General features: G+C 74.6%; 24 protein-coding genes. 7 read left to right on the top strand and 17 right to left on the bottom strand.

Annotation, left to right across the window (positions count from 1 at the left end; all coding sequences use genetic code 11):
- Positions 1-10: 10 nt before the first annotated feature.
- Complete coding sequence (locus ACWDXC_RS20895; RefSeq protein ID WP_449984307.1) at positions 11-3,985, bottom strand: HAMP domain-containing protein; 3,975 nt, start codon at positions 3,983-3,985, stop codon at positions 11-13.
- A gap of 141 nt (positions 3,986-4,126) precedes the next feature.
- Here ACWDXC_RS20895 and ACWDXC_RS20890 point away from each other — a divergent pair, with 141 nt between their 5' ends.
- Entirely contained in the window at positions 4,127-5,311 is a 1,185-nt protein-coding gene (locus tag ACWDXC_RS20890) for a PP2C family protein-serine/threonine phosphatase (RefSeq protein WP_449984304.1), read from the top strand.
- Positions 5,312-5,337: 26 nt separating this feature from the next.
- Positions 5,338-5,880: a MarR family winged helix-turn-helix transcriptional regulator gene (locus ACWDXC_RS20885; RefSeq protein ID WP_219509455.1), complete on the top strand. Its 543-nt coding sequence runs from the start codon at positions 5,338-5,340 to the stop codon at positions 5,878-5,880.
- A 23-nt stretch (positions 5,881-5,903) separates the two neighbouring features.
- Here ACWDXC_RS20885 and ACWDXC_RS20880 read toward each other — a convergent pair whose 3' ends face one another.
- The 7 genes from ACWDXC_RS20880 to ACWDXC_RS20850 form a co-directional block, all read right to left on the bottom strand.
- Positions 5,904-6,332, bottom strand: coding sequence for a YkvA family protein (locus ACWDXC_RS20880; RefSeq protein ID WP_449984301.1), 429 nt, complete (start codon positions 6,330-6,332; stop codon positions 5,904-5,906).
- Positions 6,333-6,395: 63 nt separating this feature from the next.
- Positions 6,396-7,430, bottom strand: a complete 1,035-nt coding sequence (locus ACWDXC_RS20875) for a flavin-containing monooxygenase (RefSeq protein WP_219509453.1) — start codon at positions 7,428-7,430, stop codon at positions 6,396-6,398.
- A 48-nt stretch (positions 7,431-7,478) separates the two neighbouring features.
- Positions 7,479-8,189, bottom strand: a complete 711-nt coding sequence (locus tag ACWDXC_RS20870) for an AraC family transcriptional regulator (RefSeq protein ID WP_449984298.1) — start codon at positions 8,187-8,189, stop codon at positions 7,479-7,481.
- On the bottom strand, positions 8,186-8,812 hold the full coding sequence (locus tag ACWDXC_RS20865; protein WP_449984295.1) for a vitamin K epoxide reductase family protein: 627 nt from the start codon (positions 8,810-8,812) through the stop codon (positions 8,186-8,188). Before ACWDXC_RS20865 ends, ACWDXC_RS20870 begins: the two co-directional genes overlap by 4 nt.
- On the bottom strand, positions 8,793-9,482 hold the full coding sequence (locus ACWDXC_RS20860; protein ID WP_449984292.1) for a DsbA family protein: 690 nt from the start codon (positions 9,480-9,482) through the stop codon (positions 8,793-8,795). Before ACWDXC_RS20860 ends, ACWDXC_RS20865 begins: the two co-directional genes overlap by 20 nt.
- A 106-nt stretch (positions 9,483-9,588) precedes the next feature.
- Positions 9,589-10,521: a M56 family metallopeptidase gene (locus ACWDXC_RS20855; protein ID WP_449984289.1), complete on the bottom strand. Its 933-nt coding sequence runs from the start codon at positions 10,519-10,521 to the stop codon at positions 9,589-9,591.
- Positions 10,518-10,889 (bottom strand): BlaI/MecI/CopY family transcriptional regulator, encoded by a 372-nt coding sequence (locus ACWDXC_RS20850; RefSeq protein WP_308125959.1) that lies wholly within the window; start codon positions 10,887-10,889, stop codon positions 10,518-10,520. Before ACWDXC_RS20850 ends, ACWDXC_RS20855 begins: the two co-directional genes overlap by 4 nt.
- A gap of 101 nt (positions 10,890-10,990) precedes the next feature.
- Here ACWDXC_RS20850 and ACWDXC_RS20845 point away from each other — a divergent pair, with 101 nt between their 5' ends.
- Positions 10,991-11,416 carry a hypothetical protein gene (locus tag ACWDXC_RS20845; RefSeq protein WP_449984286.1) on the top strand — a complete coding sequence of 142 codons (426 nt, stop codon included), beginning with the start codon at positions 10,991-10,993 and terminating at the stop codon, positions 11,414-11,416.
- Positions 11,417-11,953: 537 nt separating this feature from the next.
- Here ACWDXC_RS20845 and ACWDXC_RS20840 read toward each other — a convergent pair.
- The gene (locus tag ACWDXC_RS20840) at positions 11,954-12,760 is read right to left on the bottom strand and encodes a helix-turn-helix transcriptional regulator (protein ID WP_449984283.1); all 807 of its coding nucleotides are present in this window, start codon (positions 12,758-12,760) and stop codon (positions 11,954-11,956) included.
- A gap of 87 nt (positions 12,761-12,847) precedes the next feature.
- Between ACWDXC_RS20840 and ACWDXC_RS20835 the strand changes: the two genes are divergently transcribed.
- Both ACWDXC_RS20835 and ACWDXC_RS20830 read left to right on the top strand, forming a co-directional pair.
- Entirely contained in the window at positions 12,848-13,198 is a 351-nt protein-coding gene (locus tag ACWDXC_RS20835; RefSeq protein ID WP_449984281.1) for a VOC family protein, read from the top strand.
- A gap of 93 nt (positions 13,199-13,291) precedes the next feature.
- Positions 13,292-14,068, top strand: a complete 777-nt coding sequence (locus tag ACWDXC_RS20830) for an acyl-CoA thioesterase domain-containing protein (protein ID WP_375074951.1) — start codon at positions 13,292-13,294, stop codon at positions 14,066-14,068.
- A 22-nt stretch (positions 14,069-14,090) separates the two neighbouring features.
- On the opposite strand, the gene gndA is transcribed toward ACWDXC_RS20830, so the two are convergent.
- Positions 14,091-15,521: an NADP-dependent phosphogluconate dehydrogenase gene (gene gndA, locus ACWDXC_RS20825; RefSeq protein WP_219509448.1), complete on the bottom strand. Its 1,431-nt coding sequence runs from the start codon at positions 15,519-15,521 to the stop codon at positions 14,091-14,093.
- Positions 15,522-15,581: 60 nt separating this feature from the next.
- Positions 15,582-16,274 carry an HAD family hydrolase gene (locus ACWDXC_RS20820; protein WP_219509447.1) on the bottom strand — a complete coding sequence of 231 codons (693 nt, stop codon included), beginning with the start codon at positions 16,272-16,274 and terminating at the stop codon, positions 15,582-15,584.
- A 23-nt stretch (positions 16,275-16,297) separates the two neighbouring features.
- Between ACWDXC_RS20820 and ACWDXC_RS20815 the strand changes: the two genes are divergently transcribed.
- On the top strand, positions 16,298-16,939 hold the full coding sequence (locus ACWDXC_RS20815) for an NAD(P)H-binding protein (protein WP_449984277.1): 642 nt from the start codon (positions 16,298-16,300) through the stop codon (positions 16,937-16,939).
- A 214-nt stretch (positions 16,940-17,153) separates the two neighbouring features.
- Positions 17,154-19,646, top strand: a complete 2,493-nt coding sequence (locus tag ACWDXC_RS20810; RefSeq protein ID WP_449984274.1) for an ATP-dependent Clp protease ATP-binding subunit — start codon at positions 17,154-17,156, stop codon at positions 19,644-19,646.
- 27 nt (positions 19,647-19,673) lie between these two features.
- On the opposite strand, the gene ptsP is transcribed toward ACWDXC_RS20810, so the two are convergent.
- The 6 genes from ptsP to mtlA are packed head-to-tail and all read right to left on the bottom strand — an operon-like array spanning position 19,674 to position 24,899.
- Positions 19,674-21,263 (bottom strand): phosphoenolpyruvate--protein phosphotransferase, encoded by a 1,590-nt coding sequence (ptsP, locus tag ACWDXC_RS20805; RefSeq protein ID WP_449984271.1) that lies wholly within the window; start codon positions 21,261-21,263, stop codon positions 19,674-19,676.
- Positions 21,256-21,984 (bottom strand): HPr family phosphocarrier protein, encoded by a 729-nt coding sequence (locus ACWDXC_RS20800; protein WP_449984269.1) that lies wholly within the window; start codon positions 21,982-21,984, stop codon positions 21,256-21,258. The genes ptsP and ACWDXC_RS20800 overlap by 8 nt, the downstream gene beginning before the upstream one ends.
- Before the next feature lie 11 nt (positions 21,985-21,995).
- A complete protein-coding gene (locus tag ACWDXC_RS20795; protein WP_219509443.1) occupies positions 21,996-23,000 on the bottom strand; it encodes a zinc-dependent dehydrogenase in 1,005 nt (334 codons plus the stop codon).
- On the bottom strand, positions 22,997-23,422 hold the full coding sequence (locus ACWDXC_RS20790) for a PTS sugar transporter subunit IIA (RefSeq protein ID WP_449984266.1): 426 nt from the start codon (positions 23,420-23,422) through the stop codon (positions 22,997-22,999). Before ACWDXC_RS20790 ends, ACWDXC_RS20795 begins: the two co-directional genes overlap by 4 nt.
- Entirely contained in the window at positions 23,415-23,723 is a 309-nt protein-coding gene (locus ACWDXC_RS20785; RefSeq protein ID WP_219509441.1) for a PTS lactose transporter subunit IIB, read from the bottom strand. The genes ACWDXC_RS20790 and ACWDXC_RS20785 overlap by 8 nt, the downstream gene beginning before the upstream one ends.
- Positions 23,724-23,726: 3 nt before the next feature.
- Positions 23,727-24,899 (bottom strand): mannitol-specific PTS transporter subunit IIC, encoded by a 1,173-nt coding sequence (mtlA, locus tag ACWDXC_RS20780; protein ID WP_449984263.1) that lies wholly within the window; start codon positions 24,897-24,899, stop codon positions 23,727-23,729.
- Between the last annotated feature and the right edge of the window lie 16 nt (positions 24,900-24,915).

Genomic DNA, 24,915 nt, shown 5'->3' with positions numbered 1-24,915 from the left:
GCGCCGGGGGTTACGCCGTCAGCCAGCGCTGGATCAGCCCGAGGAGGTGATCGGCGTCGACGGGCTTGGTGACGTAGCCGCTCGCGCCCGAGGCGAGGCTCTTGTCCTGGTCGCCCGGCATGGCCTTGGCCGTGACCGCGATGATGGGCAGGTCCGCGTACTGCGGCATGGCCCTGATCGCGGTGGTGGCGGCGTAGCCGTCCATCTCCGGCATCATCACGTCCATCAGCACGATGTCGATCTCCGGATGCGCCACCAGCGTGTCGATGCCCTTGCGGCCGTCCTCGGCGTGCAGCACCCGCAGGCCGTGCATCTCCAGGATGCTCGTCAGCGCGAACAGGTTGCGCGCGTCGTCGTCGACCACCAGGACGGTGCGGCCGGTGAGCGCGCCGTCCTCCGGCCGTTCGACCGGCAGGTCCGCCTCCTCCGAGCGCACCAGCGGCAGCACGTCGCCGGGCTGCTCGGCGGTCAGGTGCAGGGCGATCCGCTCGCGCAGCTCGTCCAGGCTCGACAGCAGCTCCAGCGGCTGGGAGGCGGCCCGCGCCTGCAACGCCCGCTCCTGCGCCGCGTCCATCCGCCAGTTGTTGTAGGCCAGGACCGGCACGCCGTGCAGGGCGGCGTCCCCGTCGATGGCCTCCAGCAGGCCGAACCCGGCCCGCCCCGGCATGTCGAGGTCGAGCACGATGCAGTGGCAGGGGGCCGCGGCCAGCGTCGCCGCCGCCTCCTGCCCGCCCACGGCGGTCACGATCTCCACGGGCGCGTGCGCGCTGCCCGCGTCGCGGCGCGCCAGGTCGGCCACGACGCTCTCGGCCACCAGGGAGAGCAGGCCGCGCGAGCGTTCCTCCACCACCAGCAGCCTGCGCTGCTGGGACGGCGCCGGGGCCGCCGCCTTGACGGGCTCGCCGTCGGCCGGGGCCTCCGGCAGCTCGCGGGGCGAGGGCGCGGCGTGGCCCGGGCCCTGCTCGGCGAAGTCCGGCCGGGCGGCCGGCAGGAAGAGCGTGAACGTGCTGCCCTGGCCGGGCGTGCTCTGCGCGGTGATCGCGCCGCCGAGCAGGTAGGCGATCTCCCGGCTGATCGACAGGCCGAGCCCGGTGCCGCCGTACTTGCGGCTGGTGGTGCCGTCGGCCTGCTGGAACGCCCCGAAGATCGCCTCCAGCTGCTGCTCGGCGATGCCGACGCCGGTGTCGATGACGCGGAAGGCGATCGCCGCGCCGTGCGGCCGCACGGAGGCGGGCACCTGCGCCGGAGCGGCCGGCTCGATGCGCAGCTCGACGCTGCCGCTCTCGGTGAACTTGACCGCGTTGGACAGCAGGTTGCGCAGCACCTGGCGCAGCCGCGAGTCGTCGGTGAGCAGGGTGTCGGGCACGCCCGGCGCCGTCGTGATGCGGAACTCCAGGCTCTTCTCGGTGGTCATCGGCCGGAACGTGGCCTCGACGTAGTCCAGGAGCTGACGCATCCCGACCCGTTCGGGACTGATGTCCATCTTGCCCGCCTCGACCTTCGACAGGTCGAGGATGTCGTTGATGAGCTGCAGCAGGTCCGAGCCCGCCGAGTGGATGACGCTGGCGTACTCGACCTGCTTGGGCGTCAGGTTGCGGGTCGGGTTCTGGGCGAGCAGCTGCGCGAGGATGAGCAGCGAGTTCAGCGGCGTGCGCAGCTCGTGGCTCATGTTCGCGAGGAACTCGCTCTTGTACGTGGAGGCGAGCGAGAGCTGCTGGGCCCGCTCCTCCAGCTCCTGGCGGGCCTGCTCGATCTCCAGGTTCTTGGCCTCGATGTCCTGGTTCTGCGAGGCGAGCAGCGCCGCCTTCTCCTCCAGCTCGGCGTTGGAGCGCTGCAGCTCCTCCTGCTGGTTCTGCAGCTCCTCCGAGCGGGCCTGGAGCTCGACGGTCAGCCGCTGCGACTCCGCCAGCAGCTCGTCGGTGCGGGCGTTGGCGACGATGGTGTTGACGTTGACGCCGATCGTCTCCATCAGCTGGTCGAGGAAGGCGCGGTGCACGGGCGTGAACGTGCCGAGCGAGGCCAGCTCGATCACGCCGAGCACCTGCTCCTCCACCACGATCGGCAGCACGATCAGCGAGCTCGGCGTGGTCCGCCCGAGCGCCGAGGAGACCGTGACGTAGCCGGGCGGGACGTCGTCGACCGCGATCGTGCGGCGGGCCCGCGCCGCCTGGCCCACCAGCGTCTCGCCGAGGCCGACCCGGGTGGCGGTCTGGCCCGCCGGGAACCCGTAGGCGTTGATGAGCCGCAGCTCGTTCTCGTCGGCCAGGAAGAACGCGCCGTACTGGGCCGACACCAGCGGCGCCAGCTCGTTCATGACCAGCTCGGCGACCGTCGCCAGGTCGCGGTGGCCCTGCATGAGCCCCGACAGGCGCGCCAGGTTGGTCTTCAGCCAGTCCTGGTCCTCGTTGGCCTTGGTGGTCTCGCGCAGCGACTTCACCATCGAGTTGATGTTGTCCTTGAGCTCGGCCACCTCGCCCGAGGCGTCGACGGTGATGGAGCGGGTCAGGTCGCCGGAGGTGACGGCGCTGGTCACCTCGGCGATCGCGCGCACCTGCCGGGTGAGGTTGCCGGCCAGCTCGTTCACGTTCTCCGTCAGCCGCTTCCAGGTGCCGGAGACGCCCTCGACCTCGGCCTGGCCGCCGAGCCTGCCCTCGCTGCCCACCTCACGGGCGACCCTGGTCACCTCGGCGGCGAAGGAGGAGAGCTGGTCGACCATCGTGTTGATCGTGGTCTTCAGCTCCAGGATCTCGCCGCGCGCGTCCACGTCGATCTTGCGGGTCAGGTCGCCCCTGGCCACGGCCGTGGTGACCTGGGCGATGCTGCGCACCTGGTTGGTCAGGTTGTCGGCCATCGAGTTGACGTTGTCGGTGAGGTCCTTCCAGGTGCCGGACACGCCGCGGACCTGGGCCTGGCCGCCGAGCTGTCCTTCGGTGCCGACCTCGCGGGCGACGCGGGTGACCTCGTCGGCGAACGCGGAGAGCTGGTCGACCATCGTGTTGATGGTCTGCGCGAGCGCCGCCACCTCGCCCTTGGCCTCGACGAGGATCTTCTGCGACAGGTCGCCCTGGGCCACCGCCGTGGCCACCTGGGCGATGCTGCGCACCTGGCCGGTCAGGTTCGAGGCCATGAAGTTGACGTTGTCGGTGAGGTCCTTCCAGGTGCCGGACACGCCGCGGACCTGGGCCTGGCCGCCGAGCTGTCCTTCGGTGCCGACCTCGCGGGCGACGCGGGTGACCTCGTCGGCGAACGCCGAGAGCTGGTCGACCATCGTGTTGATGGTCTCCTTCAGCTCCAGGATCTCCCCGCGCGCGTCGACCCGGATCTTCTGCGACAGGTCGCCCTTGGCCACGGCCGTGGTGACCTGGGCGATGCTGCGCACCTGGGCGGTGAGGTTGTCGGCCATGACGTTGACCGACTCCGTCAGCGCCTTCCACGTGCCGGACACGCCCTTCACGTCGGCCTGGCCGCCCAGCCGTCCCTCGGTGCCGACCTCGCGGGCCACGCGGGTGACCTCGTCGGCGAAGGAGGAGAGCTGGTCGACCATCGTGTTGAGGGTGTTCTTCAGCTCCAGGATCTCGCCCTGGGCCGAGACGGTGATCTTCTGCGACAGGTCGCCCTTGGCCACCGCCGTGGCCACCTGCGAGATGTTGCGCACCTGGCCGGTGAGGTTGCCGGCCATCGCGTTGACCGACTCGGTGAGGTCCTTCCAGGTGCCCGACACGGCCGGCACGTCGGCCTGGCCGCCCAGGCGTCCCTCGGTGCCGACCTCGCGGGCCACCCGGGTGACCTCCGAGGTGACGAGCGAGAGCTGGTCGACCATGCCGTTGAACACCGAGGCGATCTCGCCCAGCAGGCCGTCGGCGTCGGCGGGCAGCCGCGTGCCGAAGTCGCCGTCCCTGACGGCGGTCAGTCCCGTGAGCAGCTGACGCAGTTCGAGCTCCCCGGCGTCGTGGACCCGCTGTGTTCCCGACCGGCTGCCACTCACGGTGTTGCCCACCTCTCAATAATTGCCATAGTGCAAATAATTGGCTTGGAGGCTAGCGTAGGCGCACGCGGCACGACAACCGCAGCGCACACGAGGGGCAGCTCGGGTGCGCCACTTCCCTGCCCATGAGGAACTACGCCCGTGACCACCGACAACGACATGAGCGCCGTCTACCGGGCGCTACGCGCGGCACCCCCGTACCGGCTGGGGGAGGCCGCCCGCGACGCGCTCGTCGCGCACACGGCCGCGACCGGCGTCGAGCTGCTGCTCGCCGACTACGCGCTGACCGTGCTCAGGCCCGTGCTGGACCCGCCCGGTCCCGACGCGCCCGAGATCCGCATCGACGCCAGCGAGCGCGGCCGCGTGTTCGCCTCCCAGCGGCCGGCGTGGGATCCGGAGCGCGGCGCCCTGCACCTGCCGATGACGGCGTGCGGGGAGCGCCTCGGCGTCCTCAGCGTCCGCCTGCCCGCCGCCCCCGGCAACGAGCGGATCCGCGAGTTCCACGAGCTGGCCTCCGCGCTCGCCGGCGCCCTGTGGGGCGCGGGGCGGGTCACCGACCGCTACCGCAGGGCCCGCCGCCTGTCCCGGCTCACCCTCGCCGCCGAGATGCAGTGGGAGCTCCTGCCCGGCTACGGCCACCGGGGCGACTCCTACGACCTCGCCGGTCAGCTCGAACCGGCCTACGCCGTCCACGGCGACAACTTCGACTGGAGCTGCGACCGCGACTCGCTGATGCTCTCCGTCACCAACGGCATGGGGGAGGGGCTGCGCGCCGCGCTCCTCACCTCGCTGGCCGTCACCGCCATCCGCAACGCCCGCCGTTCCGGCGCCGACCTCGTCGAGCAGGCTGGCCTCGCCGACGAGGTCGTGCACGCCCAGTACGGCGGCCGCGAGCACGTCTCCACCCTGCTGCTGCGCTTCGACGCCGTCACCGGCGAGGTCGCCGCGGTCGAGGCCGGGTCGCCGCGCATCTTCCGGCTGCGCGGCGCCGAGGTCGAGACCGTCAAACTGGACGCCCAGCTGCCTCTCGGCATGTTCGGCGCCACCGCCTACGTCGAGCAGCCCGTCTCGCTGCAGCCGGGCGACCGGCTGGTCATCGTCAGCGACGGCGTGTACGGGGCGCGGTCGACGGCCGACGTGGAGTTCGGCGCCGGTCTGCTGGAGACGACGGTCCGCTCCACCCGCCTGCAGCCCGCCGGAGAGGCCGTCCGCACGATCGTCCGTGACATGATGGCGTTCAGGGCCGGGGTGGACGTCATCGACGACGCCGTCGTGGTTTGCCTAGACTGGACCGCCGCGGCACCCGCGCGAGGCATACGCGCGTAGTCACGCTTCGACCCCTGGAAGCCAGCATGAGCCACCGCGATCTCAGCCACCTCCCCCCGACCGCAGCCGGAGCCTCCGGCGAGGCATCCACCGGGGCCGTCGTCGAGAACGCGGCGGCTGCCCTGGTCGCCGTCTGGGCGCACTCCCGGCACGCCGCGGTCACCAAGGTCTCCTCCATCCAGCTCCAGGCGCTGCTCACCCTCGAACCCCACCGGCACATCAACCTCGCCACCCTCAGCGAGGCCCTGGGGGCGCTGCCGTCGTCCACCAGCCGGCTCTGCGACCGGCTGGAGGCCACCGGCTGGGTGCGCCGCTCCACCTCCCACGACGACCGGCGGGAGCTGACCATCAGCCTCACCCCCTCCGGGCGGGCCCTGCTGGCCGAGCTGCGCGCCCGGCGCCGCGAACACCTGGCCGAGGTCATCGACGAGATGCCGCCCGACGCGCGGGCGGCTCTCCTGCTCGGGCTGCGCGCGTTCACCACGGCCGCGAGCCGCGTCCACGCCGCCCAGCGGCCCGGCCAGTCCGACGACACCTGGACGAACATCGCCGGTCGCTTCACCGCCTGACCCCCGACCGGCGCGGCGGGGTTTCAGGGGGCGGCGGGCGGCCTGTCCAGCCCGGTCAGCCGGGTCAGCACGGCGAAGCCGTCGTCGGTGCCCGGCCAGTGCCGGCGCACCGCGGGCAGACCGGCGCGGCGGACCACCGAGCGCAGCACCGCGGTGACGATGATCGCGTCGTCGGCGTACCCCAGGACGGGGATGAAGTCGGGCACCAGGTCCAGCGGCAGGGCCAGGTAGGCGATCAGCAGCGCGAGCCGCACGCGGACGCCGCGCGGCAGGGCGGGGTCGGCGGCCAGACGGCGCACCAGGCGCAGCACGTCGGGCAGCAGCCGCAGCGCCTCACGCAGGAGGTCGCCCGAGGGGCGCACGATCGCCAGCGCGGCGACCAGCGCCAGCCAGGCGACCAGCAGCGCGGCCACGACGCCGAGCAGGAGGTCCCATCCCCACGCCCCGGTCATGGCCGGTGGCCGCGTCGCCCGCCGGCGTCACCTGTCACGGGGCCCATGCTACGTCCGGGCCGATCACGCCCGCCGGGCGGCGTGGGCCTCGGCGATCAGCGCGGCGTCCTCGCCGACCCAGCCCAGCAGGGCCGAGCCGCGGCAGCGCTGGAAGGGCAGGCCCACGTACGTGAGACCGGGCACCGGGCTGATCCCGCCGGTGTGGCGCGGAACCCCGCCGGCCAGGGCGCCGGGGACGCGCAGCCACCCGTAGCCGGGCCTGTAGCCGGTCGCCCAGATCACGCTGCGCGGGGCGAGCCGCAGGCCGGAGGCGGTGCGCAGCAGCGGCCCCTCGCCATCGACGCCGCCCTCGACGACGCGGTCCACGACGCGCACGCCCATCCGGCGCAGCCCCCGGGGGCCGAGCCCGATCAGCGGGTCGCGGGCGCGGACCAGGCGGCCGAGCCGGCCGGTGACCGGGGCCCGGACCACGCCGAGGGCGCGGAGCCAGGTGAAGACGTCCAGGCCGCCGAGACGCTGGGGGAGGACCGGCTGCCGCGCGCCGGCCGCGAGGGTGACCGGGTGGGTGGCGGCGAGCTCGGCGGCGATCTGCACGCCGGAGTTGCCGCCGCCGACGACCAGCACGGGGCCGTCGGGAAGCCGGTCGGGGGCGCGGTAGGCGGAGCTGTGCAGCGCGTGGACGCCGGGCGGCAGCTCGAGCGCGGGAACGCGCGGCTCCTGGAACGGGCCGGTGGCGACCACGACCCCGTCGCCGGCGATCACCCCGTCGCCGGTCACCGCCTCGAACCCGCCGCCCGGGCCGGGGCGCAGCTCCGACACCCGCGCGCCGAGGCGGACGGGCAGGTCGAAACGGGCCGCGTACGCCTCCAGGTAGCCGGCCACCTCGTCCTTGCCCGGGTAGCGGCTCCCGCCGGGCATCGGCAGGCCGGGGAGCGAGCTGAGCCGGGCCGGGGTGAACAGCCGCAGGGAGTCCCACCGCCGCCGCCACGACTCGCCGATCCGGTCATGGGCTTCGAGGAGTACGACGTCAAGCCCGGCCAGACGGAGGGCGCGGCCTGCCGCGAGCCCCGCCTGACCGGCGCCGATCACGATGATCATGGGGTCAAGCCTGCCCGGCGGGGCGGCGGCCGGGCTTGAACGAACCTGCTAGGAAAGCCACCGCACCCCGGCGGTCATGGTGGAGGGCGCGTTCCCCATCATCCGGCGGACCACCCGGCTCAGGTGGGCGGCGTCGGCGAACCCGGCAGCGTGGGCGGCCTCGGTCAGCGTGGCCCCGGCCGCCAGCGACGACCACACGCCGTCCAGCCGGGCCCACAGCACGTACGGCCGGAACGGCAGCCCGAACTCCGCCGTGAACAGGTGGGACAGCCGGCTCTCCGACAGGTGGACGGCACGCGCGACGTCGGACAGCCGCACCCGGCCGGGCAGCATGCGCCGCACGGCCCGTTCGGCGCCGGCGAGCGCGGGGTGCGGCGGCCGGGGCGGGACGTGCCCGGTCAGGGCGTCGACCAGCGCCGTCAGCGTGTCCAGGTCGCCGGTGACGGGGACGTCCGGCCCGAGGCGCCACGCGGCGGCCGAGCCCGGCGCCTCGCCGCCGCCCGGCTGCCCGATCCGGGCCGGGTCGACGAGGGCCAGCAGCCCGTCGGCCGTCCCGCGTACGATCGTGTGCGGGGCGTTGGCGGGGATGAGCGCGGCGCGCACGGCATGATCGCGGCCGTCGGCGCCGCGCAGGACCAGCCCCTCGCCGGTCAGGAGCTGCGCGGCGCGGTGGGCGTGCGGGCCGGTCGCGCCGATCCGGCCGCCGTAGCACAGCACGCCCGGCCGCAGCGCCGCCCACCCCTGCCAGCGAGGAGTCACAGCAGGGTGCTCCAGTAGCTCCAGAAGCGGACGCCGATCAGGGTGGCGACGGTCAGGAACCACACCGTCAGCACGACGCCGTGGTAATCGGTCAGCGCCTCGACCGGGCGGCGCACCGGACCGGGGACGGGCAGATGGCCCTGCCGCAGGTTGTGCAGGCTCACGTACCAGAAGGCGGGGACGGTGACCGCCCACACCACCATGCAGTACGGGCACAGCGCGCCGATCTCGTACAGGCTCTGGACGATCAGCCAGTGCACGAACACCGCCCCGGCGGTGACGCCGATCTGCAGGCCCAGCCAGAACCAGCGCCGGAACGCCGCGCCGGCCAGCAGTGCCGCGCCCACGGCGGCGACGACGGCGAAGGCGGCGACGCCCAGCAGCGGGTTCGGGAAGCCGAACACGGCGGCCTGCGGCGTGCTCATGACCGACCCGCACGACAGCACCGGGTTGAGGCTGCAACTGGGCACGTAGCCGGGGTCCTCCAGCAGCGCGATCTTCTCCACCGCCAGCACGAACGCGGCGAGCAGGCCGATCAGCCCGCCGGCCAGTAGCAGGCCGGGCAGCAGCCGGGGGAACGGGCCGGCGGAAGGCCGCGCGGCGTCACTCGGCGAGTGCCGCATCGATGGCCGCCCTGAACTCCGCCAGGGTGCGGGGTTCGATCCTGGTGCCGTTGAGGAAGAACGTCGGGGTGCCCTGCACGCCCAGGGCCCGGCCGTCGGCCATGTCCTTCCGGATGCGGGCCAGCGTCGCCGGGTCGTCGTAGGCCTTGTCCCAGGCCGCCAGGTCCAGGCCCAGGTCCTTGGCGAAGCCGCGGAACGTCTCGTCGGCCGGGACCCGCTTCTCGCCCCACTGGGGCTGCGTCTCGTACATCCGCCGGTACATCGCCTCGAACGCGCCCTGCGCGGCGGCGGCCTCCACCGCGCGGGCGGCGCGCTCGCCGTTGAAGTGGCCGGGCATCGGGAAGTAGCGCGCCACGAACGTGACCTTCCCGGCGTAGTCCTCGCGCAGCTCCTCCACCGCCGGGTAGTAGGCCAGGCAGCCCTCGCACTCGAAGTCGAGGAACTCCACCAGCGTCACCTTGCCGTCCGCGGCCGACTGCAGCCGGTGGCTGTCGGCGCGCACCAGCTGCGACTCCCCGGCGGAGAGACTGGCCTGCTCGACCGCCTCAGGGCCGGGCCTGCCGAACGCGAACAGCACCGCCACCGCCAGCACGAAGACGCCGATCACGGTCACCGACACGGTGACGTTGCGCTTACGGGCCGCCTGGCGACGCTCGGCCTCTGATGACACGGGTGCTCCCCTTTTCGGTCCACGACTTACTTCTACTTTGTGTAGAAGATAGTGGGCCGTGGTCCCGCCTCCCCGTCCAGGGGTGCCGCCCGGCCGTCCGCGCCTCTCAGATCGCGGCGCAGACCAGCGGGGCGACCAGCACGGCCAGCGGCCCGCTGAGCAGCAGCCCGGCCGTCGAGCAGGCCGCCGCGGGCGCCCAGCGGGACCGCTCGCGCTCCGTGAGCAGGCGCTGAAGCCGCTCGACGACCCCCTGCTCGGCTAGCGCCGGCGTGGACGCCTGCGGCCCAGGCCCGCCGGCCGTCATCCGCACCAGCGCGCCGGCCAGCGGCAGGCCGCCGTGGGCGCGGCGGGCATGGTCGTCGGCGACCATCTCCAGCAGCACGGCCACCGCCCGCCGGGCGGTCCGCGCCGCGGGCAGCCAGGGGAAGGCCCGCGCCAGCGCGACGAACGGCAGCAGAGCCAGGTCGTGGTGGCCCCGCGCGTGCGCGCGCTCGTGCCCGAGCACCGCCGCCAGCTCCGGCGCGCTCAGCGCGTCCAGGGCGCCCTGGCTGAGCACGATCCGCCGCCGCCAGCCCGGAACGCAGTAGGCCACCCGGCCGGGCGCGGGCAGGATGTACGCGTCGTGCTCCGGCGAATGATCCGCGACCACGTCGATCAGCAGCCGCCGGCGGCGCCGCTCCCGGAACGTCCCGGCGGCCACCCGCGCCGTGTGGACCACCAGCCAGGCCGTCAGGCCCGCCGACCAGGCCAGCGCCACCAGGTGCGCCGGACCCAGCCCCGCCAGGCCGTGCCCGCCGGCGATCCGGCTCACCAGCGTGTGCACGCCGTGCGGGAACACCGCGGCCGACGGCGCCACGGCCGCCACCAGCCCCAGCCCGATCGCCCCCAGCCCGGCGGACGCCCCGGCCGCGTGCCACAGCACGAGCGCCGCCCGAGGGCAGCGATGCGTCCACGCCGCACCGGCCAGCGCCCGCGCCGCGCGATCGCCCAGCGCCACCGGCAACAGCGCCACCCCGGCCGCCACCAGCCAGACGATCACCGCGCCGAACCGTCCCGCTCGCCGAGCGCCGCACGCAGCGCCGAGGCCACCTCGGGCGACACCGTGCCCACGAAGCGCTGCACCGCGGCCGCGACGTCACCCGCCTCGTCCAGGGCCGCGCGCATCGCCTCGGCGACGAAGGCGTCCTTGCCCGCCGTCGCACGGTACAGATGCGCCCGGCCCACCCGCTCGCGCGAGACCATGCCCTTGTTCGACAGCCGCGTCAGCACCGTCAGCACCGTCGTGACCGCCGGACCGGACGGCAGCAGCGGCGCCAGGTCGTGCGCGAACATGCCGCCGGGATGCTCCCACAGGGCTTCCATGACCGACCGCTCCAGATTGCCGAGCTGCACCGTCACCCTCCTCACGCCCGCGCCTTCGCGAGAAGGCTACTGCCGCCGCGGTGAACCTCCCGCGCCGCCGGTGCGTACCTGCGGCAGGAACGTTTCACCGTCCACGGGATGAGGCCATGCAGACTTCCACCGGCAAGCCGCTCGCCGCCGCCGTCGCCGTCGCGCTCGCCGCGCTCCTCACCGCCTGCACGGCCCCGGCGGCCCCGCCCACCCTGGCGGCCCCGGCTGCCTCGGCGGCCCCGGCCGCTCCGGCCGCACCGGCGGGCATCGACCAGATCGGCGCCGCCGCCGGATGCCCCCGCCCCGCCCTGCAGATCGACGCCGCCGACCTGCGCCAGGCCGACTGCCGTACCGCCCGGGGCCACTACACCCTCGTCACCTTCACCACCGAACGAGGCCAGCGGGACTGGCTGGAGCTCGCCCAGATGTACGGCGGCGCCTACCTCGTGGGCGAGCGCTGGGTCGTCGTCTCCACCCCACCCCTGCTGGAAGGCGTCCGCGCCCAACTGGGCGGCCGAATCGAAGCCGCCCACCACCACTGACCGCCGACTTCCAGGCGGCCCACCCGGCCCCCACCCGGCCCCCACCCACCCGGCCCCCACCCGGCCCCCACCCGCGCCCGCTCCCGCGCCCGCCCGCGCCCGCTCCCCCGCCCGCCCGCGCCCGCCCGCGCCCGCACGCCGGCTCCGTCGCGCGCCTCCACCGGCCGCGCCCGTCGCTCCCTGACGCCCGGTCCGCACGGCTCGCCGCAGCCGTCCGCTCCCGAGGCTCCCTGCGAGTCCGCCGTAGTGCGTCGCCATCCGTTGGCCGCCGCGCGCGGTGCGGTCTCCACGCCGCCAGACCGTGCCTGGGGCGGCTGGCTTCGAGGGGAGGAAGAGGTGCGGCAACGGGAGGAGGCGGCAGGGGGTCGAGGGAAGGAGCAGGCGGTGCGGCAACGGGAGGAAGCGGCGAGAGGCGGGGGAGGAGGCGGCAGGGTGCGGGGGACGAGCCGGGCAGTGCGGGGGACGAGGCGACGGCGCGGGCACGGGGAGGCGACGGTGCGGGCACGGGAGGTGGCGGTGCGGGGAGGTGGCGGTGCGTCAGGGGGTGAGGAGGTGCCGGAGGGTGGTGGGGGTTTGGGCGGTGTGGCGGCGGATGGTGCGCGTCAGGTGGGCCTGGTCGGCGAAGCCGAGGTCGGCGGCGAGCGTAGCGAGGCTGGGTTCGCCCTGCTCCAGCCGGTCGAGGGCCCGGCTCACGCGGACGCGGTTGCGGTAGTGGGTGAGGGAGACGCCGAGCTCCCGGGTGAAGGCCCGGCTGAGCCGGTAGGGGGAGACGCGCAGGAGGGCGGCGAGCGAGAGCAGGTCGCCGGCCTCCGGGTGGTCGGCGGCGATGGCCTCACGGGCGGCGTCGACGAGGGCGGCGCTCGTGGCCCGGGCGGGGCCGCCGCCGGTGGGCACGGGGGCGGCGGCGCGGGTGAGGGTGGCGGCGACGAGCGGCAGGAGCGCCTCGGCGAGGGCGAAGGCGGGGTCGCCGGCGCGGGCCGCGCACAGGAGGCGGCGGTGCGCCACGTCGAGCCGCGCGTCGGCGTACAGGGCGGGCCGGGGCGGCAGCGGGCCGCCGGCGAGCGTGTGCCACAGCGCGGGCGACAGGCGGAGCGAGGTGCACACGTCGCCGCCCGCCGGGTGGGCGAAGCGCTCCTCCTCACCCGGCGCGGTCACGTACGCCGTCGTCGGGTCGAGCGTGGCGGAGCGGCCGCCGGCGAGGCGGCGGAAGTGGCCACGCCGGACGAGCACCACCCGATGGGCGGTGCTCTCCTCGGCCGGTGACCACCGGCGGTGGTCGTCGCGGCAGGTCACCTCGTCCAGGGTGAACCCCGCCCCGGTGCCCAGTCGCAGAGCCGATCGCATGCGCCGCACGCTACGGCACGGCTACGACAGTCCCGGGGGTGCAAGGATGTTCAAGACCGGCGCGGCCGGGGCGGGCAGGCTGGCCGCATGACCATCACTTCCCTCTCATCGATCGTGTTCGACTGCGCCGACCCGCAGGCGCTGGCCGTCTTCTACGCCAAGGCCACCGGCGGGCGGGTGACCGGCTCCGACGCGGACTTCGCCACTGTCGGGGGCGGCGCGGCGAGCCTGTCCTTCCAGCGGGTCGACGGCTACCGGGCGCCGGGCTGGCCCGCGGTCAAGCATGCGCACCCCGACTTCCAGGTGGCCGACGTCGAGCAGGCCGTCAAGGAGCTCGTCGAGCTCGGCGCGACGCTGCCCGGCCACCAGCCGGGCGGCGACGGCTGGACGGTGCTCCTCGACCCGGAGGGTCACCCGTTCTGCGTGGCCGCCGGGTAGAGGCCCGCGAAGAAGGCGCGGAGGCCGCCCGGCGGCAACGTGGCCGCCCGCGTCGAGCGGCGGGCGAACGGCTCTCCACTAGAATCTGATTCTGTGACGTCTGCCTTCTTCACCACGGCCGGGGACGAGCTCGTCCCGGCCCCCCACGCCCGCAGCCCCTGGGCCCTCGACATGCTCCACGGCCGCCTGCTCGGCGGGCTGGCCGCCCGTGCCGTCGAGGACCGCTACGGCGATCCGGAGATGCAGTTCGCCAGGCTCACCGTCGACCTGTTCCGCAACAGCCCGATGCTGCCCGTGACCGTCGAGACCGCCCTGGTCAGGGACGGGCGGCGGATCCGCGTGGCCGACGCCGTCATCCGCACCGAGCAGGGCGTGATCGGCCGGGCGAGCGCCGTACTGCTCAGGAAGGGTGAGCAGCCCGGCGGCGAGCGGCCGGTGACCCCCGCGTGGGACGAGACGCCGCCCGACGGGCCGCCCGCCGAGGGGCCGGGCTGGACGCCGCCGTTCGACCTGTGGCGCCTGTCGGAGTGGGGCGACCCGGGCCGCAGGCGGGTCTGGACGCGGGAGAACCGGCCGCTCGTCGACGACGAGGAGGTCAGCCCGTTCGTCCGGGTGGCGCTGGCGGCCGACTTCGCCAGCCCGCTCAGCGGCATGACGGCGGGCGGGCTGCCGTTCATCAACGCCGACTACACGCTCACGCTGGCCCGGCTGCCGCGCGGCGAGGTGATCGGCCTGGACGCCACCGGCCATCTCAGCGCGGACGGCGTGGCCAACGGGCAGTGCACCGTGCACGACGCGTCCGGGCCCATCGGCTACTGCGTGGTGACGGCGCTGGCCAACCGGATCCCGCCGCCCCCGGCGGCGCGCTGACGCCCGCCGGGGGGAGGCGGCCTCAGGAGGCGGGACGCTCGGCGCGGTCGCCCGACCAGTCCGTGTGGTAGGCGCCCTCCTTGTCGACCCGCAGGTAGGTGTGCGCGCCGAAGTAGTCGCGCAACCCCTGCACCAGCGCGGCGGGCAGCCGGTCGCGCCGCAGCCCGTCGTAGTAGGCCAGCGCCGAGGAGAAGCCCGGCGTCGGCACCCCGATCTTCACAGCCGTGGCCACCACCCGGCGCCACGACTCCTGCGCGGCGTTGAGCGCCTCGGCGAACGACGGGTCGGCCAGCAGCGTCGGCAGCGCCCGGTCGGCGTCGTAGGCCGCGCGGATCCGGTCCAGGAACTTGGCCCGGATGATGCAGCCGCCCCGCCAGATGGTCGCCATCGCGCCCAGGTCGAGGTCCCAGCCGTACTCCTTGGACGCCGCCGCCATCTGGTCGAAGCCCTGCGCGTAGGCGACGATCTTGGACGCGTACAGGGCCTGCCGCACGTCCTCGACCAGCTCCTTGCCGCCGGTCCCGGTCAGCTCGGGCCCCTGGAGGAGCGGCCGGGCCGCCTCCCGCTGCTCGGGGTGGCCCGACAGCGCCCGCGCGAACACCGCCTCGGCGATCCCCGTCACCGGCACGCCCAGCTCCAGCGCGCTCTGCACGGTCCACCGGCCGGTGCCCTTCTGCTCTGCCCGGTCGACCACCACGTCCACGAACGGCTTGCCCGTCTCGGCGTCGACCTGGTCGAGCACCTCGGCGGTGATCTCGATCAGGTAGGAGTCCAGGTCGCCCTGGTTCCACTCCCGGAACACCCCGGCGAGCTCGGCGGGCGTCGCGCCCAGCGCCTGGCGCAGCAGGTCGTAGGACTCGGCGATGAGCTGCATGTCCGAGTATTCGATGCCGTTGTGCACCATCTTGACGAAGTGGCCCGCGCCGTCGGGGCCCACGTGCACCGCACACGGCACGCCGTCCACCTTGGCCGAGATGTCCTGGAGGATCGGGCCGAGCGCCTCCCACGACTCCTTCGAGCCGCCCGGCATGATGCTCGGGCCGTTCAGCGCGCCCTCCTCGCCGCCGGAGATGCCGGTGCCGACGAAGTGGATGCCGCGCTCACGCAGCGCCGCCTCGCGCCGCCGGGTGTCCTCGAAGTACGCGTTGCCGCCGTCGACGATCATGTCACCCGGCTCCATCAGCGCGGCGAGCTCGTCGATCACCGCGTCGGTGCCCGGCCCCGCCTTCACCATGATGATCGCCCGGCGCGGCCGCTTCAGCGACGCCACGAACCCGGCCAGATCCTGCGACGGCAGGAACGTGCCCTCGCCGCCGAACTCCCGCACGAGCTGTTGCGTACGGGATTCGGTGCGGTTGTGCACGGCCACCGCGTAACCGTGCCTGGCCAGGTTGCGCGCCAGGTTGCGGCCCATGGTCGCCAGGCCGGTGACGCCGATGTCTGCCAATTCCATAGTCAGCTCCTCCAAAAGGGGTATGCGTGATCAAAGCTCCGTGGTTCGGCCGGATATTCCTCAGTCGCTCTGCCGCACGCCCAGCTCGTCGAGCCGGTCGAGCATGTCGGCCGGGTCGGCGTAGACGCGGAACGCCCCCGCCCGCTCCAGTTCGTCGCGGCCGTAGCCGCCCGACAGCAGCCCGATGCCGAGCGAGCCGGCCCGCCGCGCCGCCAGCAGGTCCCAGATGCTGTCGCCCACCACCATCGCGTGCGCCGGGTCGACGCCGAGCCGCGCCGCGCCGGCCAGGAACAGGTCGGGGTCCGGCTTGGCCCGGCGCACCAGGTCGCGCGTCACCATCGGCGCGTCGTCCGGCAGCCCGAGCAGGCCCAGCGCCAGCCGGGCCGTGCGCGCGTAGCCGCTGGTCGCGATCGCCCACGGCACGCCGCGCGAGGACAGCTCCGCCAGCAGCTCCACCGACCCCGGCAGCGGCCTGACCGAGTCGGCCTGCTGCTCGTACGCCTCGGCGTGGGTCGTCTGCAGCTCGTCGATCTGCGCCTGGGTGAGCTTCAGCCCGGTCTCGCGCAGCAGGGCGTTGACGAACAGGCCGCCGCTCATGCCGATGCGCCGGTGGATCCGCCACACCGACAGGTCGATGCCCATCCCCGCCAGCGCCTGCCGCCAGGCGATGACGTGCTGGTAGACGCTGTCGATCAGGGTGCCGTCCAGGTCGAACAGAAACGCCGGGGCGGGCGCGTGCGGGAAGTCGTTCATGGCTCCATGACACCATGACGCCCATGAGGATCATCATCGCGGGCGGGCACGGGCAGATCGCGTTGCGGCTGGAGAGGCTGCTGGGCGCGGCGGCCGTCGGCCTGGTGCGCAACCCGGCGCACGTGGCCGACGTCGAGGAGACCGGCGCGCAGGCCGTGCTGTGCGACCTGGAGAAGGCGGGCGTGGAGGAGGTCGCCGGGATCGTCCGGGGGGCGGACGCGGTGGTGTTCGCCGCGGGCGCCGGGCCGGGCAGCGGCGCGGCGCGCAAGGACACCGTCGACCGGGCCGCCTCCGTGCTGATGGCCGACGCCGCCGAGCGGGCCGGGGTGCGCACGTTCGTGCAGATCTCGTCCATGGGCGCGGGCAAGCCGCCCAAGCCGGGCTCCGACGAGGTGTGGGCCGCCTACATCGCGGCCAAGACCGCCGCCGAGGACGACCTGCGCCGCCGCGACCTCGACTGGACCATCCTGCGGCCGGGCCGCCTCACCGACGAGCCCGGCACCGGCCTGGTCCGGCTGGCTCCCGAGGTGCCGCCCGGCCCGGTGCCGCGCGACGACGTGGCCGCCGTCGTCGCCGCCCTGCTCCAGGCCCCGGGGGCGGGCCGCCGCACGTTCGAGCTCATCTCCGGCGACACGCCCATCGTGGACCTCCTCGCGACGGAGTGACCCGCACCCCCTGGGGTGACCCGCACCCCCGGAGTGAGCCGCACCCCCGGAGTGAGCCGCACCCCCGGAGTGAGCCGCACCCCCCGGAGTGACTCGCACCCCCCGGAGTGAGCCGCGCCCCCGGAGGCGCGGAGGCATTTTGCCGATCGCTGGCTATGCCTTGCGACGGGCCCGGCAAGAGGTCCCGGAGGTGCGCGAGAAGGGGACGAGCAAAATGTCGGATATGTCGTTCTTTGGGCGGGATCCTTTCCGGGGTTTCGAGGAGCTGACCGGCCGGGTGTTCGGCGGGATGGACGCCTGGCCACCGACCCGGCCCAGCGTCCAGCGCGTCGACGTGGGCAAGCTGCTCAGCGCCTCCGCCCGCGAGGTGCTCGCCGACGCCGTGGAGATCGCCGGCCGGCGCGGCGCCGCCGACCTCGACGCGCTCGACCTCCTCGGCGCCCTCGCCCGCGCCGAGCCCACCCGCGAGCTGCTGCGCTCGGCCGGCGTCGACACCGGCAGGCTCGGCGACCGCATCGGCACGCTCGCCGGGCAGGGACCCGCCGCCGAGCCGCCCGACACGCTCTCCCCGTCGGCCAAGCGCGCCGTCCTGGACGCCCAGCGCGTCGCCCGCGCCCTGAACTCCTCCTACATCGGCCCCGAGCACCTGCTGCTCGCACTCGCCGCCAACCCCGACTCCACCGCCTCCGAACTGCTGCGCGAACAGGGCGTCTCCGCCAACGAGATCCAGCGCGCCCTGCTCTCCTCCGGCCCCGGGCAGCCCGGCGGCGAACGCCGCGACAGCAGCACCCCCTCACTCGACGAGTACGGGCGCGACCTCACCGAGGAGGCCAGGCAGGGCCGCGTCGACCCGGTCGTCGGCCGCGAGGACGAGATCGAGCAGTCCATCGAGGTCCTGTCACGCCGTACCAAGAACAACCCCGTGCTCATCGGCGAGCCCGGCGTCGGCAAGACCGCCATCGTCGAGGGCATCGCCCAGCGCATCGTCAACGGCAGCGTCCCCGACACGCTCAAGGACCGGCGCGTCATCGCCCTCGACCTGACCGGCATGGTCGCCGGGTCGAAGTACCGGGGCGAGTTCGAGGAGCGGGTCAAGAAGGTCGTCGACGAGGTACGCGCCCACGCCGACGAGGTCATCGTGTTCATCGACGAGGTGCACACGCTGGTCGGCGCCGGGTCGGCCGAGGGCGGCATGGACGCCGCCAACATCCTCAAACCCGCCCTGGCCCGCGGCGAGCTGCACGTCATCGCCGCCACCACCATCGACGAGTACCGCAAGAACATCGAGAAGGACGCCGCGCTGGAACGCCGCTTCCAGCCCATCCTCGTCACCGAGCCCACCGTGGAGCAGACGGTCGAGATCCTCGCCGGGCTGCGCGACGCGTACGAGGCCCACCACCAGGTGCGCATCACCGACGAGGCGCTCGACGCCGCCGCCACCCTGTCGGCCCGCTACGTCGCCGACCGGTTCCTGCCCGACAAGGCCATCGACCTGATGGACCAGGCCTCCGCCCGGGTCCGGCTGCGCTCGCGCACCCCCGGCAGCGACGTGCGCGAGCTGGAGGAACGCCTCGCCTCCCTGCGCCGCGACAAGGACCAGGCGGTCTCCGCCGACGACTTCGACCGGGCCAAGGAGATCACCGGCCAGATCGACAAGCTCCGCCCCGAGCTCGACCGGGCCAGGCAGGGCCGCGACGCCGCCCCGCAGGTCATGGTCGAGGACATCGCCGAGGTCGTCTCCCGCCGCACCGGCATCCCCGTCACCCAGCTCACCACCCAGGAGCGCGACCGGCTGATGCGGCTGGAGGAGCACCTGCACGAGCGCGTCATCGGCCAGGACGAGGCCGTCGTCGCCATCGCCGAGGCGGTCCGCCGGGCGCGCGCCGGCCTGGCCGACCCGAACCGGCCCATCGGCAGCTTCCTGTTCCTCGGCCCGACGGGCGTCGGCAAGACCGAGCTGGCCAGGGCGCTCGCGGCGGCCCTGTTCGGCGGCGAGGACCACATGGTGCGCATCGACATGAGCGAGTTCCAGGAGCGGCACACGGTCTCCCGGCTCATCGGCGCCCCGCCCGGCTACGTCGGCTACGAGGAGGCCGGGCAGCTCACCGAGGCCGTCCGCCGCCGCCCGCACGGCGTCATCCTGCTCGACGAGATCGAGAAGGCGCACCCGGACGTGATGAACATCCTGCTCCAGATGCTCGACGACGGCCGCCTCACCGACGGCCAGGGCCGCACCGTCGACTTCACCAACACGATCGTCATCATGACCAGCAACATCGGCGCCCAGATGATCCTCGACGCCGAGGGCGACACGCCCGACCTGCAGGACCGGCTCATGGACCTGCTGCGCCACTCCATCCGGCCCGAGCTGCTCAACCGCATCGACGAGACCATCGTCTTCCGCCGCCTGGACAGGAGCCAGCTCCGCCAGATCGTCGACCTGCTGCTGGAGCGCACCCGGCAGCGGCTGCGCGGCCAGGACGTGGCGCTGGAGGTGAGCGACGCGGCCAAGGACTGGCTCGCCGAGCGCGGCCACCAGCCCGAGTTCGGCGCCCGCCCGCTGCGCCGCACCGTGCAGCGCGAGTTGGACAACCGCCTGTCCACGATGCTGCTCACCGGCGAGGTCGGGGAGGGCGGCGCCGTCGTCGTGGACGCCCAGGACGGCGAGCTCACCCTGCGCGCCCGCACCCCCGAACCGGCGAGTTGACCACCCGCCACTCCCGGCCCGGGCCTGTCAGGAGAGGGCGGCGCGCGCCAGCTCGCGGCATTCGGCGTACGTGTGCCGCGACAGCGCGTCGCGGACGGCGGGGACGCACGACGGCGCCATCGACAGGCTCGTCACCCCCAGCCCGGCCAGCACCGGGGCGAGCGCCGGATCGCCGGCCGCCTCGCCGCAGACGCCGACCGGCCTGCCCGCCGCCAGGCCCGCCTCCGCGCACGCCGCCACCAGGCGCAGCAGCGCCGGCTGCGCCGGGTCGAGCAGGTCGGCCAGCGCCGGATGCTGCCGGTCGGCGGCGAAGGCGTACTGGCTGAGGTCGTTGGTGCCGACGCTGAGGAAGTCCACCTCCTCCAGCAGCCGGTCGGCCAGCAGCGCGGCGGCCGGGACCTCCACCATCACGCCCACCCGGGCCACCCCCCGGGCGCGCGCCCTCGCGGCGAACCCGGCGGCCTCGTCCCGGGTGGCGACCATCGGCGCCATCACCCACGCCTCCGCGCCCGTCCGCCGCGCCGCCTCGGCGATCGCGTCGAGCTGCGTGTCGAGCACGCCCGGCAGCACCCGGTCGACCCGCAGCCCGCGCACGCCCAGCGCCGGGTTGTGCTCCGGCGGCAGCCCCAGGAACGGCAGCGGCTTGTCGGTGCCCGCGTCCAGCGTCCGCACCACGACGTGCGCCGCCCGCCCGAACACCTCCGCGTAGGCCGCCACCTGCTCGTCGAACGACGGCGCCCGCTCGCGCCCCAGGAACAGGAACTCGGTGCGGAACAGCCCCACCCCCTCACCGCCGGGCACCAGGTCCGCGGCCGAGCCGATGTTGAGCAGCAGCCTGACCGGCCGCCCGTCGGCGGTCCTGCCGGGCCCGCCGGTCGCGGCCAGCCGCTCCCGCTCCAGGCGGTCGCGCTCACACGCCGCCTCGGCCTCCTCCCGGCTGATGCCCGCCGTGACCTCGCCGGTCACGCCGTCCACGCACACGTACGTGCCGTCCGCCAGGTCCATCACGCCCGGGCACGCCACCACGGCGGGCAGGCCCCGGCCGCGCGCCAGGATGGCGGTGTGGCTCGTCGGGCCGCCCTTCGCCGTCACCAGCGCCAGCACGTCCGGCCCGAGCCCGGCGGTGTCGGCGGGCGACAGGTCCTCGGCGGCCAGCACGTACGGATGCCCCGGGGAGGGCAGGCCCGGCATCGGCACGCCCAGCGCGAAGGCGACGGCCCGGTGCCTGAGGTCGTCCAGGTCAGCCGCCCGTTCGGCCAGGTAGCCGCCGAGCGCCGCGATCGCCTCCCGGTGGCGGGTGAACGCGGCGTCGAGCGCGTGCGGGGCGTCCAGGCCGTCGCGTACGCCCTGCTCCGCCTCCTCCCGCAGCATCGGATCGTCGGCGATCATGGCCAGCGCGCCCAGGATCTCGGCCGCGTCACCCTCGGCCGCGGCGGCGCGCTCACGCAGCCCCGCGGCCACCGCCCCCAGCGCCCCGGCGACCACCGCCCCCTCGGCCTCCGCGTCGCCGACCGGCCGAGGAGCCGGAAGCACGGGCGGCGCGGCCATCCGCACCACCGGCCCCGCCACCACCCCCCGGCTGACCCCCAGCCCGGCCAGCCGCACCACCTCACCCACCGACAACCTCCTCCGCCCCCAACCCTGCCCTCTGGCCTGTACCCGGTATCGCGCCCGAACCCGCGCCCGAGCCCGCGCCCGCGCCCGAGCCCGAACCCGCGCCCGAACCCGCGCCCGCGCCCGTGGCCGCGCCCGCGTCCGAGCCCGCGCCCGCGTCCGGGGCTGCGTCCGGGGCCGGGTCCCGCCCCGCGCCCAAGCCCCGGCCCGTGTCCCGGGTCGCGCCCGAACCCGCGCCCCTCTCCGAAGCCGCACCTCCGTCCGGGCCCGCGCCTCCCCTCGGGGCGGGGGTTTCTTCGGGGGGTGGGGGTCCGTCCGGGCCCGCGCCTCCCGGCGGGGGTGGGGGTTCGTCCGGGGTTGGGGGTCCGTGCCGGGCTGGGGCTTCGCTTGGGGGCGCGCCGCCGCCCGGGGCCGCGTTTCCCTTCGGGGCCGGGGTGGGGGGTCCGTCCGGGGGTGGGGGGTCGTCGAGGTTGCGGGAGAGGAGGGCGGCGAGGGTGTCGAGGGCGGCGTCGGCGCCGGGGGCGTCGGACTCCAGCGTCACCTCGGTCCCGCGGACCGCGCCCAGCGACAGCACGCCGAGCATGCTGGACGCCGGGACCGCCTTCCCGTCGCCCGCCCGGATGCGCACCGGCACCCCCAGCCGCGCCGCCTCCTGGACGAACAGCTTGGCGGGCCGCGCGTGCAGCCCGCTCGCCGACGCGATGGTCACCGTCCGCGATGCCATGGCCTGCCTCCTCAGGGTTCGATCGTGACCTTGATGGCCGCGCCCCGGCTGACGAGCTCGATGCCGTCGAGCACCCGGGAGAGCGGCAACCGGTGGGTGATGAGGTCGCCGACCGGCACGGCGCCCGCGGCGATCAGCCCGAGCGCCTCGGCGTTGTGGGCGGGGCTGGAGCCGTTGGCGCCGACGATGGTCAGCTCCCGGTAGTGCACCAGGTTGGAGTCCAGCCGGATGACCGGATCGTCCTTGGGCAGCCCGCCGAAGAAGCTGACGCGGCCTCGCCGGGCGGCCATGCGTACGGCCTGCTCCTGGGCCACGCCCGACGCCGCGGCGGTGACGACCACGTCGGCGCCGCGGCCTCCGGTCAGCTTGAGCACCTGTTCCACCACGTCCCCGTCGATGGCCGCGTCGGGCCGTACGAGGTCGGCGGCGACGGCGAGGCGGGCGGCGTTGACGTCGGTGAGGAAGACGCGGCCCGCCCCGCGCGCCCGGGCGAGCCGCACGTGCAGGCAGCCGATCGGCCCCGCCCCCATGACCACCACGTCGTCACCCGTGCCCACGCCGGCCAGCGTCTGCCCGTTGAGCACGCAGGCGAGCGGTTCGGCCAGCGACGCCTCGGCGAACCCGACGCCGTCCGGGACGGCGTTGACGCCGTTGACGGCCAGCACCTTGGCGGGCACGATCAGCCATTCGGCGAAGCCGCCGTCGTAGTGGTAGCCCATCGACTCCTGCGCCGGGCAGACGGCGGGGCGGCCCCGGCGGCACTCCGCGCAGGCGCCGCACGGGATCGCGGCGATCACCTGGACCCGCTCGCCGGTGCCCGCCACCTCGCCGGCGATCTCGTGCCCCATCACGCGGGGCGGCCGGATGTGGTGGTGCCCGAACTTGTAGATCTTCGCGTCGGTGCCGCACGTCGAGCAGTTGCGCACCCGGATCTTCAGCTCGCCGGGCCCGGCGACGGGCTCCGGCGCGTCCTCCACCCGGATGTCGCCCGGGGCGTGGAATCTGGCGACCTTCACGTCAGCTCCTCGATCACGTGGTTCACCTCGGTGGCCTCGCGCAGCGTCCGGGCCCGGGCGGGGTCGAGCAGCACGTCGGCCAGCGCGGCCAGCAGCGGCACGTGCCCGTCGCCGGCGGCGGCGATGCCGACGCACACGGTGACGCGCTCGCCGCCCCAGTCGACGCCTTCGGGGAAGCGCACCACGCAGATCGCGTCGCGCAGCACGTCCTGTCTGGCCGCCGCCGTGCCGTGCGGGATGGCGAAGCCCTCACCGGCGTAGGTGGAGATCGTCCGCTCGCGTTCGAGCATGGCCTCGATGTACGGCTCGGCGACGGCGCCGACGTCGGCCAGGGCGCGCCCGCACCGGCGGATCGCCTCGTCGCGGCCGGACGCGCTCTCGTGCAGCAGCACGGCCCGGGGGTCGAGCAGGCCGTCACGCATCGACGACGCCGCCGTTCCTGATGGTGGTGACGAGCCTGGTCACCGCCGGGTCGCCGAGGAAGATCTGGAACGGCACCAGCGCCTTGCCCGGCGCCGCCGCTCTCGCCCTGGCGGCCAGGCCCGCGTGGCAGAGCACCACGTCGGCGTCGGCCGGGATGTCGTTGACCGGCGTGTGCTCGACGGCGACGCCGCTGTCCTTGAGCTGCTTCCTGAGCTGGGAGGCGAGCATCACGCTGCTGCCCATGCCCGCGTCGCAGGCGACGACGATCTTGCGGATGTCCTTGCTGTCGATGCTCGTCATGGCTCATGCCTCCTTGGCGGCGGTCCGGTGCTCGGGGGAGTCCTCGCGGGCGGCGTCGTCGCGGGGCCCGTCGGCGGCGGCGGGCGTGGCGCTCTCGGCGGGCGGCCCGGCTTCGGCGGGCGGCTCCTTCTCGCCGCGGCCGAACCCCATGAGCAGGGCGGCGACGGCGAACGTCACGGCGGTGGCGATCGCGATCCCGAGGATCATGCCCAGCCAGCCGCCCCTCGGCGTCACCGCCGCGTACGCGAAGATGCTGCCCGGCGACGGCGTCGCCACCAGCCCCGAGCCGGTGACCATGAACGTGAACACCCCGGCCGCGCCGCCCGCGATGACGGCGAGGATGAGGCGGGGCTTCATGAGCACGTACGGGAAGTAGATCTCGTGGATGCCGCCGAAGAAGTGGATGATCATCGCGGCCGGGGTGCTGGGGCGCAGCGGGCGCGGGCCGAACAGCAGGTAGGCCAGCAGGAGGCCGAGCCCGGGGCCCGGGTTCGACTCCAGCATGAACAGGATCGACCTGCCGGTCTCGGCCGCCTCCGCGACGCCGAGCGGGCCGAGCACGCCGTGGTTGACGGCGTTGTTGAGGAACAGCACCTTGGCGGGCTCGATCAGCGCCGAGGCCACGGGCAGCAGGCCGTTGCCGACCAGCCAGTCGACCGCGTCGCCGGCGACGTTGGTGATCACCTGGACGACCGGGCCGATGCCCCACACGCCGGCGACGGCCATCGCGCCGCCGACGATGCCGGCGCTGAAGTTGTCCACCAGCATCTCGAACCCGGACCGGGTCCGCGCCTCGGTGAACTTGTCCACATATTTCAGGATCAGGGCGGCGAGTGGGCCGACGATCATGGCGCCGAGGAACATCGGGATGTCCGCCCCCACCACGACGCCCATCGCGGCGACCGCGCCCACCACCGCCCCGCGCTGCCCGTGCACCATCCGCCCCCCGGTGTAGGCGATGAGCACGGGCAGCAGGACCTTGATGATCGGCTCGACCATCGCGGCGAACGACTCGTTCGGCAGCCAGCCGGTGGGGATGAACAGGGCGGTGATGAGTCCCCAGGCGATGAACGCGCCGATGTTCGGCATGATCATCCCGGCCAGGTGGCCGCCGATCCGCTGGATCGTGGCCTTGACGCCGGTCCCGTGGACCGGAGGGGTGTAGGTGTCGGCCATTGGACATGCTCCTTCG

Source organism: Nonomuraea sp. NPDC003214, from assembly GCF_053590035.1.
The sequence above is the reverse complement of the archived record's forward strand: the minus strand, read 5'-3'. Positions and strand labels throughout refer to the sequence as shown.

Coding starts and splice junctions, on each gene's coding strand:
- ACWDXC_RS20875 (WP_219509453.1), bottom strand. CDS start 7,430: ATGATCATCGTGATCGGCGCCGGTCAGGCGGGGCTCGCGGCAGGCCGC.
- ACWDXC_RS20885 (WP_219509455.1), top strand. CDS start 5,338: ATGAGCCACCGCGATCTCAGCCACCTCCCCCCGACCGCAGCCGGAGCC.
- ACWDXC_RS20835 (WP_449984281.1), top strand. CDS start 12,848: ATGACCATCACTTCCCTCTCATCGATCGTGTTCGACTGCGCCGACCCG.
- ACWDXC_RS20865 (WP_449984295.1), bottom strand. CDS start 8,812: ATGCGGCACTCGCCGAGTGACGCCGCGCGGCCTTCCGCCGGCCCGTTC.
- ACWDXC_RS20810 (WP_449984274.1), top strand. CDS start 17,154: ATGTCGGATATGTCGTTCTTTGGGCGGGATCCTTTCCGGGGTTTCGAG.
- ACWDXC_RS20820 (WP_219509447.1), bottom strand. CDS start 16,274: ATGAACGACTTCCCGCACGCGCCCGCCCCGGCGTTTCTGTTCGACCTG.
- ACWDXC_RS20840 (WP_449984283.1), bottom strand. CDS start 12,760: ATGCGATCGGCTCTGCGACTGGGCACCGGGGCGGGGTTCACCCTGGAC.
- ACWDXC_RS20815 (WP_449984277.1), top strand. CDS start 16,298: ATGAGGATCATCATCGCGGGCGGGCACGGGCAGATCGCGTTGCGGCTG.
- ACWDXC_RS20845 (WP_449984286.1), top strand. CDS start 10,991: ATGCAGACTTCCACCGGCAAGCCGCTCGCCGCCGCCGTCGCCGTCGCG.
- ACWDXC_RS20800 (WP_449984269.1), bottom strand. CDS start 21,984: ATGGCATCGCGGACGGTGACCATCGCGTCGGCGAGCGGGCTGCACGCG.
- ACWDXC_RS20785 (WP_219509441.1), bottom strand. CDS start 23,723: ATGACGAGCATCGACAGCAAGGACATCCGCAAGATCGTCGTCGCCTGC.
- ACWDXC_RS20790 (WP_449984266.1), bottom strand. CDS start 23,422: ATGCGTGACGGCCTGCTCGACCCCCGGGCCGTGCTGCTGCACGAGAGC.
- mtlA (WP_449984263.1), bottom strand. CDS start 24,899: ATGGCCGACACCTACACCCCTCCGGTCCACGGGACCGGCGTCAAGGCC.
- ACWDXC_RS20880 (WP_449984301.1), bottom strand. CDS start 6,332: ATGACCGGGGCGTGGGGATGGGACCTCCTGCTCGGCGTCGTGGCCGCG.
- gndA (WP_219509448.1), bottom strand. CDS start 15,521: ATGGAATTGGCAGACATCGGCGTCACCGGCCTGGCGACCATGGGCCGC.